The 14,505-nt window shown below is 65.2% G+C and carries 15 protein-coding genes; 9 read left to right on the top strand and 6 right to left on the bottom strand.

Annotated features, from left to right (window positions below):
• Positions 1-26: 26 nt before the first annotated feature.
• Positions 27-449 carry a hypothetical protein gene (locus SALA_RS10330; protein WP_011542316.1) on the bottom strand — a complete coding sequence of 141 codons (423 nt, stop codon included), beginning with the start codon at positions 447-449 and terminating at the stop codon, positions 27-29.
• Positions 450-503: 54 nt separating this feature from the next.
• Positions 504-1,652, bottom strand: a complete 1,149-nt coding sequence (gene mnmA, locus SALA_RS10335) for a tRNA 2-thiouridine(34) synthase MnmA (RefSeq protein WP_011542317.1) — start codon at positions 1,650-1,652, stop codon at positions 504-506.
• Positions 1,653-1,784: 132 nt separating this feature from the next.
• Here mnmA and SALA_RS10340 point away from each other — a divergent pair, with 132 nt between their 5' ends.
• From SALA_RS10340 to SALA_RS10350, 3 genes are all read left to right on the top strand, one after another.
• Complete coding sequence (locus SALA_RS10340; protein WP_041383254.1) at positions 1,785-2,165, top strand: hypothetical protein; 381 nt, start codon at positions 1,785-1,787, stop codon at positions 2,163-2,165.
• A 2-nt stretch (positions 2,166-2,167) separates the two neighbouring features.
• Entirely contained in the window at positions 2,168-2,467 is a 300-nt protein-coding gene (locus SALA_RS10345; protein WP_041383255.1) for a DUF1153 domain-containing protein, read from the top strand.
• Between the two features lie 184 nt (positions 2,468-2,651).
• Positions 2,652-2,927: a hypothetical protein gene (locus SALA_RS10350; RefSeq protein ID WP_011542320.1), complete on the top strand. Its 276-nt coding sequence runs from the start codon at positions 2,652-2,654 to the stop codon at positions 2,925-2,927.
• A gap of 436 nt (positions 2,928-3,363) precedes the next feature.
• On the opposite strand, the gene SALA_RS10355 is transcribed toward SALA_RS10350, so the two are convergent.
• Both SALA_RS10355 and lepA read right to left on the bottom strand, forming a co-directional pair.
• Positions 3,364-4,011 (bottom strand): GNAT family N-acetyltransferase, encoded by a 648-nt coding sequence (locus SALA_RS10355; RefSeq protein ID WP_011542322.1) that lies wholly within the window; start codon positions 4,009-4,011, stop codon positions 3,364-3,366.
• 69 nt (positions 4,012-4,080) lie between these two features.
• Positions 4,081-5,904 carry a translation elongation factor 4 gene (gene lepA / locus SALA_RS10360; RefSeq protein ID WP_011542323.1) on the bottom strand — a complete coding sequence of 608 codons (1,824 nt, stop codon included), beginning with the start codon at positions 5,902-5,904 and terminating at the stop codon, positions 4,081-4,083.
• A 389-nt stretch (positions 5,905-6,293) separates the two neighbouring features.
• Between lepA and SALA_RS17390 the strand changes: the two genes are divergently transcribed.
• Positions 6,294-8,411 (top strand): Eco57I restriction-modification methylase domain-containing protein, encoded by a 2,118-nt coding sequence (locus SALA_RS17390; protein ID WP_202795303.1) that lies wholly within the window; start codon positions 6,294-6,296, stop codon positions 8,409-8,411.
• Complete coding sequence (locus SALA_RS17395) at positions 8,411-9,586, top strand: type ISP restriction/modification enzyme (protein ID WP_202795304.1); 1,176 nt, start codon at positions 8,411-8,413, stop codon at positions 9,584-9,586. The genes SALA_RS17390 and SALA_RS17395 overlap by 1 nt, the downstream gene beginning before the upstream one ends.
• An 18-nt stretch (positions 9,587-9,604) precedes the next feature.
• Here the strand turns inward: SALA_RS17395 and SALA_RS10370 are convergent, their stop codons facing one another.
• Together SALA_RS10370 and SALA_RS10375 are read right to left on the bottom strand one after the other, a co-directional pair.
• The gene (locus tag SALA_RS10370; RefSeq protein WP_011542324.1) at positions 9,605-10,018 is read right to left on the bottom strand and encodes a nuclear transport factor 2 family protein; all 414 of its coding nucleotides are present in this window, start codon (positions 10,016-10,018) and stop codon (positions 9,605-9,607) included.
• 125 nt (positions 10,019-10,143) lie between these two features.
• Positions 10,144-10,653, bottom strand: coding sequence for a hypothetical protein (locus SALA_RS10375; RefSeq protein WP_011542325.1), 510 nt, complete (start codon positions 10,651-10,653; stop codon positions 10,144-10,146).
• Positions 10,654-10,881: 228 nt separating this feature from the next.
• Here SALA_RS10375 and rplU point away from each other — a divergent pair, with 228 nt between their 5' ends.
• The 4 genes from rplU to SALA_RS10395 all read left to right on the top strand — a co-directional run bounded on the left by rplU (position 10,882) and on the right by SALA_RS10395 (position 14,492).
• Positions 10,882-11,376 (top strand): 50S ribosomal protein L21, encoded by a 495-nt coding sequence (rplU, locus tag SALA_RS10380; protein WP_011542326.1) that lies wholly within the window; start codon positions 10,882-10,884, stop codon positions 11,374-11,376.
• A 49-nt stretch (positions 11,377-11,425) separates the two neighbouring features.
• Complete coding sequence (gene rpmA, locus SALA_RS10385) at positions 11,426-11,695, top strand: 50S ribosomal protein L27 (RefSeq protein ID WP_011542327.1); 270 nt, start codon at positions 11,426-11,428, stop codon at positions 11,693-11,695.
• Positions 11,696-11,937: 242 nt separating this feature from the next.
• Positions 11,938-12,534: a GNAT family N-acetyltransferase gene (locus SALA_RS10390; protein WP_011542328.1), complete on the top strand. Its 597-nt coding sequence runs from the start codon at positions 11,938-11,940 to the stop codon at positions 12,532-12,534.
• Positions 12,535-12,647: 113 nt separating this feature from the next.
• Positions 12,648-14,492 (top strand): DUF885 domain-containing protein, encoded by a 1,845-nt coding sequence (locus tag SALA_RS10395; RefSeq protein ID WP_011542329.1) that lies wholly within the window; start codon positions 12,648-12,650, stop codon positions 14,490-14,492.
• Positions 14,493-14,505 lie beyond the last annotated feature (13 nt).

The following is a 14,505-nucleotide window of genomic DNA, read 5'->3' on the forward strand; positions in this document are numbered from 1 at the left end:
GGCGCGACCGCCGATGACGCCGCGCGTCAGGGGCTTTCGGTTTCCGAGGGCGGCACGGCCGGCGCGGGTGGCCGCGACAACATCCACCAGCTGCCCACCATCAGCAGCACGGTCAGCGCCTCGATGATCATCGCCTGCACGATTCCGGTATTGACCATGTCGCCGTTCACGACGCCCCAAAGTCGACCCACAAGCGCCGTTCCATATAGTGCGGCGGGTACCAGCAGGGCGCGCGTCCATCCGGGTACCAGCGCGCCGATGCCGGCGCTTCCCGCAGCGACCAGGAAAAAGGCGGACAGGTCGGCGCGGATGGTGTTCGTCGCGACACCCTCGACCAATATGCCGAAGGTTTCGCCATAGCTGGCGGGGTCGAAGAGCCCTCGGGCCCCGACGATGGCAAAGAAGGCCGTCCACAGCAGCACGGCTCCGCGCAAGACCCAGTTGGTCATGAGTTTCTCCCCGATTTCTCCAAGAAAATGCGGCATCGGCAGAGAAAACGCAATCTATTCCGCGGTGAATGTTTCTTCGATCCATCCGCCGCCGAGGACGCGAGACTTGTCGGCGGCGTCATAAAGCACCGCTGCCTGACCCGGCGCGACACCATATTCGGGGCTCAGAAAGCGCAGCCGGTTGGCCGTCACGCGCGCAGGAACGGGTTTTGCCATGCTGCGCACTTTCGCCAACACATCGCGGCCTTCGACGTCCGCGAGCCAGTTTGCGTCGCCGAGTCGCGCGCCCGACACGGCCAGCGCGCGCCGCGGACCGACGATCACCTGCTTCGTCGCGGCATTGAGGCGCACGACATAGAGCGGTTCGGCCTGCCCGCCGATGTCGATCCCGCGCCGCTGGCCGACGGTGTAATGAATAAGGCCCTTGTGCGCGCCGAGCACGGTGCCGTCGACATGGACGATGTCACCCTGATCCTCGGCTTCGGGGCGCAGCTTGCGAACGAGCGAAGCATAATCGCCGTCGGGGACGAAACAGATGTCCTGGCTGTCGGGCTTGCCCGCAACGCCGAGGCCCAGGTCGCGTGCGATCTCGCGCACGACATTCTTCTCCAGCCCGCCCAGCGGAAAACGAAGGAAATCGAGCTGCTCCTGCGTCGTCGCGAAGAGGAAATAGCTCTGGTCCCGTGCCGGATCGACAGCGCGGTGCATTTCCGCGCCATCGGGCCCCATCACGCGCCTTACATAATGGCCGGTCGCAAGGCAGTCGGCGCCGAGTTCCCTTGCGAGCTGGAACAGGTCGGTGAACTTCACCCCCATGTTGCAGCGCACGCACGGGATCGGCGTCCGGCCGGCGAGATATTCGTCGGCGAACTGGTCGATCACCGTGTCGCGAAAGCGGCTTTCATGGTCGTGGACGTGATGCACGAAGCCGAGCCGGTCGGCGACCGCCCGCGCGTCGCGAATATCCTGCCCCGCACAGCAGGCGCCGACGCGCTTCGCCTTGGCGCCGTGATCGTAGAGCTGGAGCGTCACGCCGATTACTTCGGCCCCCGACCGTGCGGCGAGTGCCGCGACAACGCTCGAGTCGACGCCACCCGACATCGCGACGACGATTCGCCGGTCCTTCATCGGTCCGGCGAGCTGGAAGTCGGCCTGGGCAAGCCCGACGGGAGAGGACAAGGTCGCGATCATGGTCGGCGCCATCTAGGGACGCAGAGCGAAAAATGCCAGCTTTTCCGCCACACCTGTCAAGATATTGACGGAGGTTAAGCTTCGCTAACAGGTGCTGAAACAGCCATTTACGGGACTTTAGCCCCTCGGCGCTAGACGAGTCGCATGAACCTCGATCGGTCCGATTTTCCGCACGTCGCCGGTGCGGCCAGAGTGTCGAAGCCCGCCTTCGACATCATTCTGGCCGTGTCCGCCGCACGGCAGGCAGCGCTGCCAACGGTGCGCACGCTGAGCGCGCGGGCGCAGCACCGCGGGCATGTCGAGCGACTTGACGCGCTCAGGGGGATTTTCTGCGGAAGCCGGATGGCGCTGAAACATAACAGGATCCGCGTCGTTCGTTTTCTCGACCTGTCGGACGATGGGAACGGCTTGCCGGAAACTATGAACGGCCTGTTTACCAGAGGATTTCAGCCGATGTTGAATCCCTCCGGACTAGATCGAAAAGCGTCGGACACACCCCCATCCGATGTCGAGAATATGGAATGAGCATGATCGAGAATCAGAAAATCCGGCCCGCACAGGTCATCGGCCCCCTGGGCGAACCGCTGACGCTGGACTCGCTGCCGCCGCCGACCACGACCCGCTGGGTCGTGCGCCGGAAGGCAGAGGTCGTCGCCGCGGTCAATGGCGGCCTTCTGACCGTCGACGAGGCGTGCGAACGCTATGGGCTGACGCTCGAGGAGTTCGCCGGCTGGCAACGGTCGATCGACCGCAGCGGCATGCCGGGGCTGCGCGTCACGCGCATCCAGCACTACCGCGATCTTTACGAGCGTCAGCAACGTTTTTGATCCGCGGGGCCGAACCGCGATGAAGAGGGCGCCTTCCGGCGCCCTCTTTTTGTCCCGCGCAGGACCGCCGTCTCGCCTCGAAGGCGACAGAAAGACGTACGATTTCCGACAATTGACAATTTTATTGCAACCCTCCCGTTCACCCGGCGTTAAGCCCAGAGTCAACTTTGGGAGTCACTCAATTATGCGCAAGATGTTCATAACCCTCGCCGCGACCTCGGCCCTCGCGCTCGGCGCCTGCCAGAGCCCGGAAGCCGACAAGGTCGAGGATCAGGCCGAAGCCCAGGCCGAAGCCATCGACGAACAGGCGGACGCCATGCCCGAAGGCCCGGCCAAGGACGCAATGGAAAACAAGGCCGACGCCGTCGAGGAGATGGGCGAGGAAAAGGCCAACGCCATGGACGACAATGGCGAGATCGCCCCGTCCGAAACCGGCGTCGGCGACACGCAGACGAAATAAGGGCTGCCACCCCTGACCCCCTGTTTCAGGGGTGTGACGGCCATCACCGCGATGCGTCGCGATCAGGGTTAATGCGGCGTTCGGGACGAGAGCACGCTTTCAGCGACACGCTTCGCGGACCACCCTCCCGCCGCCCCCGGCGACCCAGGGCGGCGGGAGGGACCAAACACCTAGGGTCAGGACCCATTAATTCCCCGTTCGAGGCGTCGAAATGGCGAAGATATCGGGCCTTGGCGGGTGCAGCGGGTAGCATCGCTACCCGCAAGGCCGCGAAGGTCCGAGATTGAAGCCATTTCGGCGTCCCTTCGGGATTTGACCGATTTTGCCCATGGCAGCGTCGAAAAGTCTTGAAATATATCCATATTCCTGCGCCTTTCCTCCTCGCCCTGAGCAAAATCGCCTCAAACCTCGAACGGGTAATCAATGGGTCCTGACCCTAGGCATCAAGCGCCGCCAGCACGTCGCGCACGCCCGGCGCATCCGCATCGGCACGCAAGGATTCCAATCCAGCCGCGACGTCGAGCCGATATTCGGCGACGCCTGCCGTTTCGCCCGCCCAGCTGGCGCCGAGCGCCTTGACCAGCCGCCGCGCTGCGGCATTTTCGGACAGCATGTGAACGTCGAGTTCGACAAGTCCCTCGGCCAGACAATGGACGAGCAGCGCCGCGGTCATCATCCGGGCGAGCCCCTGGCCGTGAAACGCGTCGAGCACCGCCACCGAAAACTCGCCGACCGGGCCGTCGGCGCGGTGACGCACAGCATGGACCGCGCCGATCGCGGGGCGGTCAGGGCATGAACTGCAGATCGCGCCCCAGGCGATATGGTCGTGCCCGTCGACGTCGACGAGGCGCTCGATCACCGCATCGGGCAGAGCAGGCGCCGGCGAGAAGAAACGCAGATAGCGCGATTCAGCCGAAAGACGGGCGATGCCGTCGCGGATCAGCGGGGCGTCGTCGGGGGTGATCGTGCGCAGACAGACGGCGGTGCCGTCGTTGAGCCGGCTGTGGATTTCGACATCCTCGATCCGGCGCCGCGGCACCGCGCCTTTCGTCCGCCCAGCGTCCTGCCCGTCCGTCCCGGTCATCGCGGCCTCCCGATCAGGACAGGATAGAGTGGCTACCCCGTCATCGCAACGGCGCTGACCCGCCGCGACCTAACCGTCGTCGCCCATCCGCAGCGCCGCGATGAACGCCTCCTGCGGAATGTTGACATTGCCATATTCGCGCATCCGCTTCTTGCCCTCTTTCTGCTTTTCGAGGAGCTTTTTCTTGCGGGTCGCGTCGCCGCCATAGCATTTGGCGGTCACGTCCTTGCGCAGCGCGGCGATGGTTTCGCGGGCGATGACCTTGCCGCCGATCGCCGCCTGGATCGGGATTTTGAACATGTGGCGCGGGATCAGATCCTTCAGCCGCTCGCACATGCCGCGGCCGCGGCTTTCCGCGCTGCCGCGGTGGACGATCATCGACAGCGCATCGACCGGCTCGTTGTTGACGAGGATGCTCATCTTGACGAGGTCGCCGGGGCGGTGGCCGATCTGGTGATAGTCGAACGACGCATAGCCGCGGCTGATGCTCTTCAGCCGGTCGTAGAAATCGAACACGACTTCGTTCAAGGGCAGTTCGTAGGTGATCTGCGCGCGGCCGCCGACATAGGTCAGGTTCTTCTGCACCCCGCGGCGATCCTGACAGAGCTTCAAAATCGGTCCCAGATATTCGTCGGGGACGTAAATCACCGCCTCGATCCACGGCTCCTCGATCTCGTCGATGCGGTTGGGGTCGGGCATGTCGGCGGGGTTGTGGAGCTCGACCTCCTTCGCCGCCTCATTCTTGGTGTGGCTGAGCTTCAGCTTGTACACGACCGATGGCGCGGTGGTGATGAGGTCGAGGTCATATTCGCGGGTCAGCCGCTCCTGGATGATCTCCAGATGCAGCAGGCCCAGAAAGCCGCAGCGGAAGCCGAAGCCGAGCGCCGCGCTGCTCTCCATCTCGAACGAAAAGCTCGCATCGTTGAGCCGCAGCTTCTGGATGCTCTCGCGCAATTTCTCGAAGTCGTTGGCGTCGGTCGGGAAGAGGCCGCAGAAGACGACGGGCTGGACCTCCTTGAACCCCGGCAGCGGCGCCGCGGCGGGCTTCTTGGCATCGGTCACCGTGTCGCCGACGCGCGCCTGCGCGACGTCCTTGATCTGCGCGGTGATGAAGCCGATCTCGCCCGGCCCGATTTCGACAAGGTCGGTGCGCTTGGGCGTGAAACAGCCGACGCGGTCGATCAGGTGGGTGGTCCCCGCCTGCATGAACTTGATCTGCTGGCCCTTTTTCAGCACGCCGTCGACGACGCGGACCAGAATGACGACGCCGAGATAGGGGTCGTACCAGCTGTCGACGAGCATCGCGACGAGCGGCGCGGCGGCGTCGCCCCTGGGCGGCGGGATGCGCGCGACGATGGCTTCGAGCGTTTCCTCGATGCCGATCCCCGCCTTGGCGCTGGCGAGCACGGCGTCGTCGGCGGGCAGGCCGATGATATCCTCGATCTCTGCCTTCACCTTGTCGACGTCGGCGGCGGGCAGGTCGATCTTGTTGATGACGGGGACGATTTCATGGTCGTGCTCGATCGACTGATAGACGTTGGCGAGCGTCTGCGCCTCCACCCCCTGCGCCGCGTCGACGACGAGCAGCGCGCCCTCGCACGCCGCGAGCGACCGCGACACTTCATAGGCGAAGTCGACGTGCCCCGGCGTGTCCATCAGGTTGAGCTGATAGGTCTCGCCATCCTTGGCGGTGTAGCTGAGGCGCACCGTCTGCGCCTTGATGGTGATGCCGCGTTCCTTTTCGATGTCCATATTGTCGAGCACCTGCGCCGACATCTCGCGCTCGGTCAGCCCGCCGGTGAACTGGATCAGCCGGTCGGCGAGCGTCGACTTGCCATGGTCGATATGCGCGATGATCGAAAAATTGCGGATGCGGGACAAGGGCGTGGTCATGGCGCGCCGTTAGCAGGCGAAAGCCCGGCTGTCAGCAGGGAGTGGCGCCCCGGCCGGCGCCGCGGGCTTAACTTGTCAAACTTGTCACCTGGTTGCACCGGAAAACAGGGGGTTGGCGATGTAGTGCCGGAGCTAGGTCGCGAAGGTCACCCACGCGGCGCACGCGGAACATCGCAAAGATTGCACGCGGGCGCGACGTTTGAGGCGGCGAAAAGGCAGCGGATTCAAGGGGTCAAAGAGCGAAGGGCGGCAGGCTGGCATAGCGGAGCGAAGTAGGAAAGCGGTTTTTCACGCGGAGACGCGGAGGGCGCGGAGGGGACTTGCCCCGCCCGCCGATGATCGCCACTGTGCCGCCGGTTCGCGCGGGGCGAGTGAGGGCGAAAAGACCAATGGATATTGCAGCTTATCTGGACGAGGTGCGGACGCAGTTCGAGAGCGGGCACGCGACCGAGCATAGCTATCGCCCCGCGCTGCACCGCCTGTTCCAGAGCATCGACCCGGCGATCCGCGTCGTCAACGAGCCGAAGCGCGGCGACGCGGGCATGGTCGATTTCCTGTTCGAGCGCGACGGCGTGCCCTTCGGCTGGGCCGAGGCGAAGGACATCGACAAGGATGTCATCAAGCTGAAGGGCTATTCGGTCGAGCAGCGCAAACGCTATGAGGCGGCCTATCCCAATTTGATCTATACCAACGGCGTCGATTTCGAGTTCATCCGCGACGGCGCGCAGGTGCATTTCGTGTCGATCGCCGATTTCCTGATGGGGTTGCAGGCGGTCCCCGACCGGTTCGAGGAACTGGAACGCCAGCTGCGGCTGTTCGCGGAAGCGAAGCCGATCAGCATCCGGTCGGCGGCGAAGCTGGCCGAAATGATGGCGGCGAAGGCGGCGATCATCAAGGACGAGATCGGCATCGCGCTGGCCGACGATCCCGATTATCGAACCGGGCTGGGCGGCCAGTATCAAAGTTTCAAGGCCAATCTGCTGCCCGCGCTCGAACCCGACGAATTCGCCGACATCTACGCCGAAACCATCACTTACGGCATGTTCGCCGCGCGCTTTCACGATGACACGCCCGACACGTTCAGCCGCGCCGAGGCGCTGGAAAAACTGCCCGCGTCGAACCCGTTCTTGAAAGGATTGTTCGATTATATCGCCGGCCCGGCACTGCCCAATCGCCTGCGCTATATCGTCGACGATCTGGCGCAGGTGCTGCGCGCGAGCGACCCGCATTCGCTGTTCAAGGATTTCGGCAAGTTCACTGCGCGCAACGACCCCTTCATCCATTTTTATGAAGACTTCCTCGCCGCCTATAACCCCAGGAAGCGCAAGAGCCGGGGGGTGTGGTACACGCCCGAGCCGGTGGTCGATTTCATCGTCCGCGCGGTCGACGATGTGCTGAAAAGCGAGTTCGGCCTGCCCGACGGGCTGGCCGACACCAGCAAGGTGACGGTCGACTGGGACACGGGATTGAATCATCCCAAAACGGGCAAGCCGCTGACCGAGAAGCGCGAGGTCCACAAGGTCCAGATACTGGACCCGGCGACGGGCACGGGCACCTTTCTGGCCAAGGCCGTGCAACTGATTGCCGACCGGGTGAAGGCGCGCGCGCCGGGCAAATGGTCATCCTATGTCGAGCAGGATTTGTTGCCGCGCCTGCATGGCTTCGAACTGCTGATGGCGAGTTATGCCATGTGCCACATGAAGCTGGACATGATGCTGACCGAGACGGGTTATATACCGAGCGCCAAGCCGCCGCGCCTGTCGGTGTGGCTGACCAACGCGCTGGAGCCCGCCGAGCGCCACGTCGCGGATATGTTCTTTCAGCCCCTGGTGGCGGAAGCACGCGGCGCGAGCGAGGTGAAGCGCCAGACGCCGATCATGTGTGTCATCGGAAACCCGCCCTATTCGGGTGAAAGCGCGAACAAGGGCGATCACATCATGCGCCTGATGGAAGCGTACAAGATGGAGCCGGGCGGCAAGGAGAAGCTGAAGGAACGCAATCCCAAGTGGATCAATGACGATTATGTGAAGTTCATCCGCATGGCGGAGGATTTGATTTCGAAGAATCCATCAGGGGGCGTGCTGGGGTTCATCACCAATCATGGATACCTCGACAATCCCACCTTTCGGGGGATGCGCTGGCATCTGCTCAAGACGTTTGACAAGATTTGGGTGCTCGATCTGCACGGCAATTCCAAGAAAAAGGAAATAGCTTCGGACGGGTCGTCAGACAAAAATGTCTTTGACATTCAACAAGGTACTGCTATTGTCATAGCTATTAGGCTCGGCAGTGGCTCGGCAGTGGCTCGGCAGTGGCTCGGCAGTCCGAGCTTTACCACGGCGAGCTTTGGGGCAGCCGCGCCACGAAAAACGAAGCGCTTTGGGCAGGGACGCCTGCCAGCCTGTCGCCTACGTCGGTGCCGTATAAGGCACCGCTTCACCCGTTCGTCACCCGCGATTATGGACTCGAAGAACGTTATGATCGGGGGATTGCGATTCCAGAATTGATGCCGATCAGTTCCGTGGGAATTGTGACCGCGCGAGACGCGCTTACCATTGATATGTATCGGGAGGCTCTGTGGGAGCGCGTGAGGGACATGGCGTTGTCGGATCCAGAGGTCATTCGGCAACGCTACGATCTGGGTGCAGATGTGCGCGACTGGCGCGTTGAATGGGCCAAAGCAGATGTGACACGACATTTTGGCCAAGCCTATCTGAAGCCGATCGCCTATCGCCCGCTTGATAAGCGCTGGACCTATTACACCGGTAATTCGCGTGGGTTTATATGTTATCCCCGTAATGAAGTGATGAGGCATATGATCGTCGGGGCGAACTTGGCGCTAATGGCGCCCAAGCAGACCAAGGATGAAGTCGGCGGTCTCGTGAACGACGGAATAGCCGGTCACAAGTCCTTCAGCGGATTCGACATAACCTCAAACTTTCCACTCTACCTCTACCCTGACGAAAAAATCGCCCAAAGCGACGTGTTTGCATCAAAAAACCGCACCCCCAACTTCGACCCCAAACTCTACACCACCATCTGCAAAGCCGCAGGCATCGACCCCGCCGACCAAGCCGGACCCGATGATGATTTCCGCGCCGCCACCGGCGACGCGCGGCCGAGCGAGGTCAAGGTTTTCGACTATATCTATGGCGTGCTGCATTCGCCCGCCTATCGCGAGACCTTTGCCGAGTTTCTGAAGATCGACTTTCCGCGCATTCCCTGGCCCAAGTCTCCGCAAGTGTTCGCGCATGTCAGCGAAAAGGGCGAGGCGTTGCGCCGGCTGCACCTGATGGAAGCGGCGGCGATCGGCGAGACGCCCTATCGTTATGACGGTGACGGCGACGATGTTGTGGCGAGCGGCTTTCCGAAGTTCGAGCCCGATTCGCAAGGGAGCGCGGCCTCCCCCTCTCCTTCCGGCGCTGACGCGCCTCCCTCCTCTCCCCTGAAGGGGAGAGGGCAGACGGGCCGCGTCTTCATCAACAAGGACCAGTATTTCGGGGACGTCCCCGAAATCGCGTGGACGTTCCACATCGGCGGTTATCAGCCCGCGCAGAAATGGCTGAAGGACCGGCGCGGGCGGGCGCTGTCGTGGGACGACATCGGCCATTATCAAAAGATCGTCAAAATCCTGGTCGAGACCGACCGGATCATGCGCGAAATCGAACTGCCGCTGGATTGAACCCCGGCCCCCTCCCGCTCACCCCAGCGCGCGCGTCCTGGCCAGTTCGGCGAACAGCGGATGGTCCGAATGAATGTGGTTTTCGGCGACGAAGCCGTCGCGGAGCAACAGGCGGTCGACGCCGACCATCGTGTCGGGCCCGACCGGAAAGGCGCCGCGCAGCACCCAGCGGACAAAGGCGACGTCGCCGCTTGTCGCATGGTCGGTGACCTCGACGCTGAAATCGGGCAGCGCGGCGAGGAAACTGGCGATGGCGCCGATATAGGCGGCGCGCCCGACGACCGGCGCCGCGGCGCGCGGCCATGTCCCGCGCACATCGGGGAGCACCACCGCCGCGACCATCGCCGGGTCGCGCGCGGTTGACCAGAAATAATCGAACCCCTCCACCGACCAGCGGCGCGTGGGCGGGGCGGGCGGTGACATATCGGACATGCTCGGCCTTTCGCTGTGACGCGGCGACGATAGGACGCGCGGCGCGGCGCGGGCAATGACGCGGCGGGTAATGACGGGCGGGGCGCCCGGCGCGATGCCGGACGACGCGGTCGCGCCGGGGCGGATCAGGCGCCCGGCAGCTCGGCAGCGAGCGCGGCGATCGCTGCGTCCTGCGCCGACACCAGCCCGGCGAGGCGTTCGCGCAGCGCATGGATGGCGGGAAGCCCGTCGACCGCTTCCGCGACGCTCCGCTCGACATAGAGGCGGTCGATGTCGGCGAGCGCCGCGCTGACCGGCGCGCGCGCGGCGACGAGGCGCGAGATCGCCTGTTGCGCGACGATCCAGCGCTCGCTGGCGACCGGCGCCCCCGCCGCGGCCGCGACGCGCGTGGCCGCCGCGCTGTGTTCGGCGGCAAAGGCGCGCTCACCGGCGGCGGCGTCGGCCTTCCACCGGGCGAGCCGCCCGGCGAGGTCGGCGGGAAGCGGACCCGGCGGCGGAACCGCCACGGGCGGCGGCGCGACGTCGAACCGCCCCTCGACCGGGCGCTTGGCGAGCGAGGGCGCGTCGCCGCTGGCGCCCGCGGCGCAGGCCGACAGCGGCAGGGCGAGCAGGACGGAAAGGAGGCTGTGCTTCATCGCCGCCCCTGATATGGGGGCGCGGCCGGTGCAGCAAGGGCCGAATCGGCGCCGCCGCCGATAAAGCCCGCGCGCATCGGCATCGGGATGAAAAGCGCGGAAATATGCGGTTGACAGCCGCGCGCCATGCCGCTAGTGGCGCTGACTTTCCCGCATGCCGGAAAAATCGCCCGCTCCGGCGGGGGACTGGCAGCGCGGGTGTTCTAGTTTCTGATTGGATGGAAGACCATGTTCGCAATCGTGCGCACGGGCGGAAAGCAGTATCGCGTTGCCGCCGGAGACAAGATCGCCGTCGAGAAGATCGAGGGTGAAGCCGGCGACACCGTGTCGCTGGGCGACGTCCTGCTGGCCGGAGACGGCGGCGAGGTGAAGGATGCGAAGGGTCTGACCGTGTCGGCCGAGATCATCGCCCAGACGCGCGGCGAAAAGGTCATCGTGTTCAAGAAGCGCCGTCGGCACAATTATCGCCGCCGCAACGGCCACCGCCAGTCGCTGACGCTGCTGCGCATCCTCGCCGTCGGCGAGGCCAGGAAGGCCGCGCCGAAAAAGGAAGCCGCTCCGAAGGAAGAGGCCGCTCCGAAGGCCGAAGCCAAGGCCGCTGCACCCGCGAAGGAAGCCGCGCCGAAAAAGGAAGCCGCGCCCAAGAAGGCTGCGGCCCCCAAGGCCGAAGCCGCCGAAAAGAAGCCCGCCGCCAGGAAGGCGGCCCCCAAGAAGGACGCCTGAGCGCGGCAACGCCGCTCGGCCCCTCCAGACGAATTAAGGAGCATCAGTCATGGCACATAAGAAAGCAGGCGGTTCTTCGCGCAACGGTCGCGACTCGGCCGGCCGTCGCCTTGGCGTCAAGAAGTTCGGCGGTCAGGACGTGATCGGCGGCAACATTATCGTGCGTCAGCGCGGGACCAAAGTGTATCCGGGCGTCAATGTCGGCATGGGCAAGGACCACACGCTGTTCGCCACCGCCGACGGCCGCGTCCGATTCCACGACGGCAAGCTTGGCCGCAAATATGTGTCGGTCGACATGATGGCCGAAGCCGCCGAATAGGACGATCGCTGACGGGTCGTCCATCCAAGGGATGACCCGGAGCTGTCCTTTCCGCGCAAACGCGGAAACAAGGTTCGAAAAGAGGGAGACGGGTCACCCCGGACTCCCTTTTTTCTTGCCCGCAATCCAGCCACCTGGGCGCCGGGCGCGAAAATCGGGCCACCCATCTCCCTCACACATCGACTGTCGTCAAAGCGTCACCATCTGGCGCCAGTGGGACAGCCATCGGGAGTTGTAAAAAGATGTTCGCGCGTACCGAAAGACTGTTGCTGCGGCCCGGCTGGATCGAGGATGCGCCCGCGCTCGCGCGCGCGATCGGCGAGGAAGCCGTCGTCCGCAACCTTGCGACCGCGCCCTGGCCCTATGACGAGCGCGACGCCCGCGACTTCCTGTCGCAGCCGATCGATCCCGCGCAGCCGCGCTTCCTGATCTTTGCCCGCACCGGCGGCGCCCCGCGCCTCGTCGGCGGCTGCGGCATTTCGGACGATCCCGACGGTCGCCCCGAAATGGGTTACTGGATCGCGCGTCCCTATTGGGGGCTGGGCTTTGCGACCGAGGCGGGGCGCCAGCTGCTGCATATCGCGCGCGCGATGCGCCTGCCGAGGCTCAGCGCGGGGCATTTTCTCGACAATCCGGCGTCGGGCGCGGTGCTGCGCAAGCTCGGTTTCCGGCCCACCGGCCAGATCGCCCAGCGCCACAGCCGCGCGCGCGGCGGCGCTGCACCCTGCGCGCTGTTCGAGGAAGGCGAGGCCGATGCCGATGGCGCCGTCACCCCGATGCGCGACCGCATCGGGGTGGACGAGGATTTCCGCGAGGAACTGCGCCTGCTGGCGGCGTGAGGCGAACCGCTTTTCCCTGCAAGGCGAGAGGCTTTTCATGGCGTGGCATTGACCATCGCGCCCGGCCCCTTAGACAGGTTTCAACCGAAACAAGTCGCGCAAGGGAGCCGCCAGTGCATCATCCGCTTTCCGTCCCCGTCAGCCGCCGCCACACGCTCGCCGCCCTTGGCGCGGGCACCGCGGGCATTGCCCTCGCCGGCCCCGCCGCGGCGTTGCAGGACGCGCCCGGCAGCGGCGCGCAGCTCCTGCTCGATTCGGTCGCCGACAATCTGCTCGCCCACTCGCCCGAAGGCGCAACCTCGCTCGGCATCGACACCGGCGCGCGCGCGGCGATGCGCGGCAAGCTGGCGGACCGTTCGGCCGCGGGGGTGGCGGCGCTCGCCGACACGCTCAAAGCCGACGTCGCGCGCGTCCGCGCCTTCGACAAGGCGGGGCTCGACCATCAGGCGCGCACCAGCCTCGCCGTCGTCGAAAGCGCCTATGACGTCGCGCTCGCGGGCTTTGCGCTGCCCTATGGCGACGTCGCGGTCGGCGGCTGGCGCAACACCCCCTATGTGGTGATCCAGAATGTCGGCGCCTATCTCGACATTCCGAAGTTCCTCGACAGCGACCATCCGGTGAAGACGTCGGCCGACGCCGAGGCCTATCTCGCGCGCCTCGGCGCCTTTCCCGGCGTGCTCGACGGCGAGACCGAACGGATGAAGGCCGCGGCCGCGCAGGGGCTGATCGCCCCCGCCTTCCTGATCGACAAGGCGGTGGGGCAGATGGAGGCGAGCCTCGCAGATGCGAAGGCGGGCGGGTCGATGGTCGAAAGCCTGAACCGCCGCGCGGCCGCCGCCGAGCTGAACGGCGACTGGGGCGCGCGCGCGGCGAAGATCGTGCAGGGTCCGGTCGCCGCCGCGCTCGAACGCCAGCTCGCCGAGATGAAGGCGCAGCGGCCGAAGGCGACGATGGACGCGGGCCTGTGGGCGCGCCCCGGCGGCGACGAATGGTATGCGTGGGGGCTGCGCGCCTCGACCACCACGCGCATGACCCCCGACGAGATTCACGAAATGGGGCGGCAGGAGCTGGCCGAACTCCACGGCCGCATGGACCCGATCCTGAAAAAGCTGGGCTATACGCAAGGCAGCGTCGGCGACCGGATGAACGCGCTCGCCAGGGATCCGCGGTACAAATTTCCCGACAATGATGCGGGCCGCGCCGAAATCCTCGCCTATATCCAGACCTGGCTCGGCAAGATCCGCGCCGAACTGCCGCGCGCCTTCCGCACCCTGGTGAAGGGCAATGTCGAGGTGAAGCGGCTGCCGCTCGCCGAGGAACCCGGCGCGCCCGCCGCCTATGGCGGCGCGGGGTCGATCGACGGCAGCATTCCGGGACGTTTCTGGATCAACCTGCGCACCACCGAACTGCACAGCAAATACTCCCTCCCCGACCTCACCATGCACGAGGCGATCCCCGGCCACGCCTGGCAGGGCGAATATGCGCATTCGATGCCGCTGATCCGCACGATGCTGGCGTTCAACGCCTATTCGGAAGGCTGGGCGCTTTACGCCGAACAGCTCGCCGACGAGCTGGGCCTCTATGACGATTTCGAGGTCGGGCGCCTCGGCTATCTCCAGTCGCTCGCCTTCCGCGCCTGCCGCCTCGTCGTCGACACCGGGCTGCACGCGAAACGCTGGACGCGCGAGCAGGGCGTGCGCTTTTTCGTCGAGGAAAATGGCTCGAACCCGCTTGAGGTCGCGAGCGAGGTCGACCGCTATTGCAGCTGGGCGGGACAGGCGTGCGGATACAAGGTCGGGCACAGCGAGATCGTGCGGCAACGCGGGCTGGCGCAGGCGGCGCTGGGTGCCCGCTATGACCTGCGCGATTTCAACGACGTGGTGCTGAAGGGCGGCAACGTCCCGCTCGACGTGCTCGCGCTGAACGTCGCGGAATATGTAGCCGGGGCGAAAGGGTAGCCCCTCCCCGCAT

The organism is Sphingopyxis alaskensis RB2256 (genome assembly GCF_000013985.1).
Taxonomy (GTDB): Bacteria; Pseudomonadota; Alphaproteobacteria; order Sphingomonadales; family Sphingomonadaceae; genus Sphingopyxis; species Sphingopyxis alaskensis.

Coding starts and splice junctions, on each gene's coding strand:
- SALA_RS10340 (WP_041383254.1), top strand. CDS start 1,785: ATGAACCTCGATCGGTCCGATTTTCCGCACGTCGCCGGTGCGGCCAGA.
- rpmA (WP_011542327.1), top strand. CDS start 11,426: ATGGCACATAAGAAAGCAGGCGGTTCTTCGCGCAACGGTCGCGACTCG.
- SALA_RS10355 (WP_011542322.1), bottom strand. CDS start 4,011: ATGACCGGGACGGACGGGCAGGACGCTGGGCGGACGAAAGGCGCGGTG.
- SALA_RS10370 (WP_011542324.1), bottom strand. CDS start 10,018: ATGTCCGATATGTCACCGCCCGCCCCGCCCACGCGCCGCTGGTCGGTG.
- SALA_RS10330 (WP_011542316.1), bottom strand. CDS start 449: ATGACCAACTGGGTCTTGCGCGGAGCCGTGCTGCTGTGGACGGCCTTC.
- mnmA (WP_011542317.1), bottom strand. CDS start 1,652: ATGGCGCCGACCATGATCGCGACCTTGTCCTCTCCCGTCGGGCTTGCC.
- rplU (WP_011542326.1), top strand. CDS start 10,882: ATGTTCGCAATCGTGCGCACGGGCGGAAAGCAGTATCGCGTTGCCGCC.
- SALA_RS10375 (WP_011542325.1), bottom strand. CDS start 10,653: ATGAAGCACAGCCTCCTTTCCGTCCTGCTCGCCCTGCCGCTGTCGGCC.
- SALA_RS17390 (WP_202795303.1), top strand. CDS start 6,294: ATGGATATTGCAGCTTATCTGGACGAGGTGCGGACGCAGTTCGAGAGC.
- lepA (WP_011542323.1), bottom strand. CDS start 5,904: ATGACCACGCCCTTGTCCCGCATCCGCAATTTTTCGATCATCGCGCAT.
- SALA_RS10345 (WP_041383255.1), top strand. CDS start 2,168: ATGATCGAGAATCAGAAAATCCGGCCCGCACAGGTCATCGGCCCCCTG.
- SALA_RS10350 (WP_011542320.1), top strand. CDS start 2,652: ATGCGCAAGATGTTCATAACCCTCGCCGCGACCTCGGCCCTCGCGCTC.
- SALA_RS17395 (WP_202795304.1), top strand. CDS start 8,411: ATGCCGATCAGTTCCGTGGGAATTGTGACCGCGCGAGACGCGCTTACC.
- SALA_RS10390 (WP_011542328.1), top strand. CDS start 11,938: ATGTTCGCGCGTACCGAAAGACTGTTGCTGCGGCCCGGCTGGATCGAG.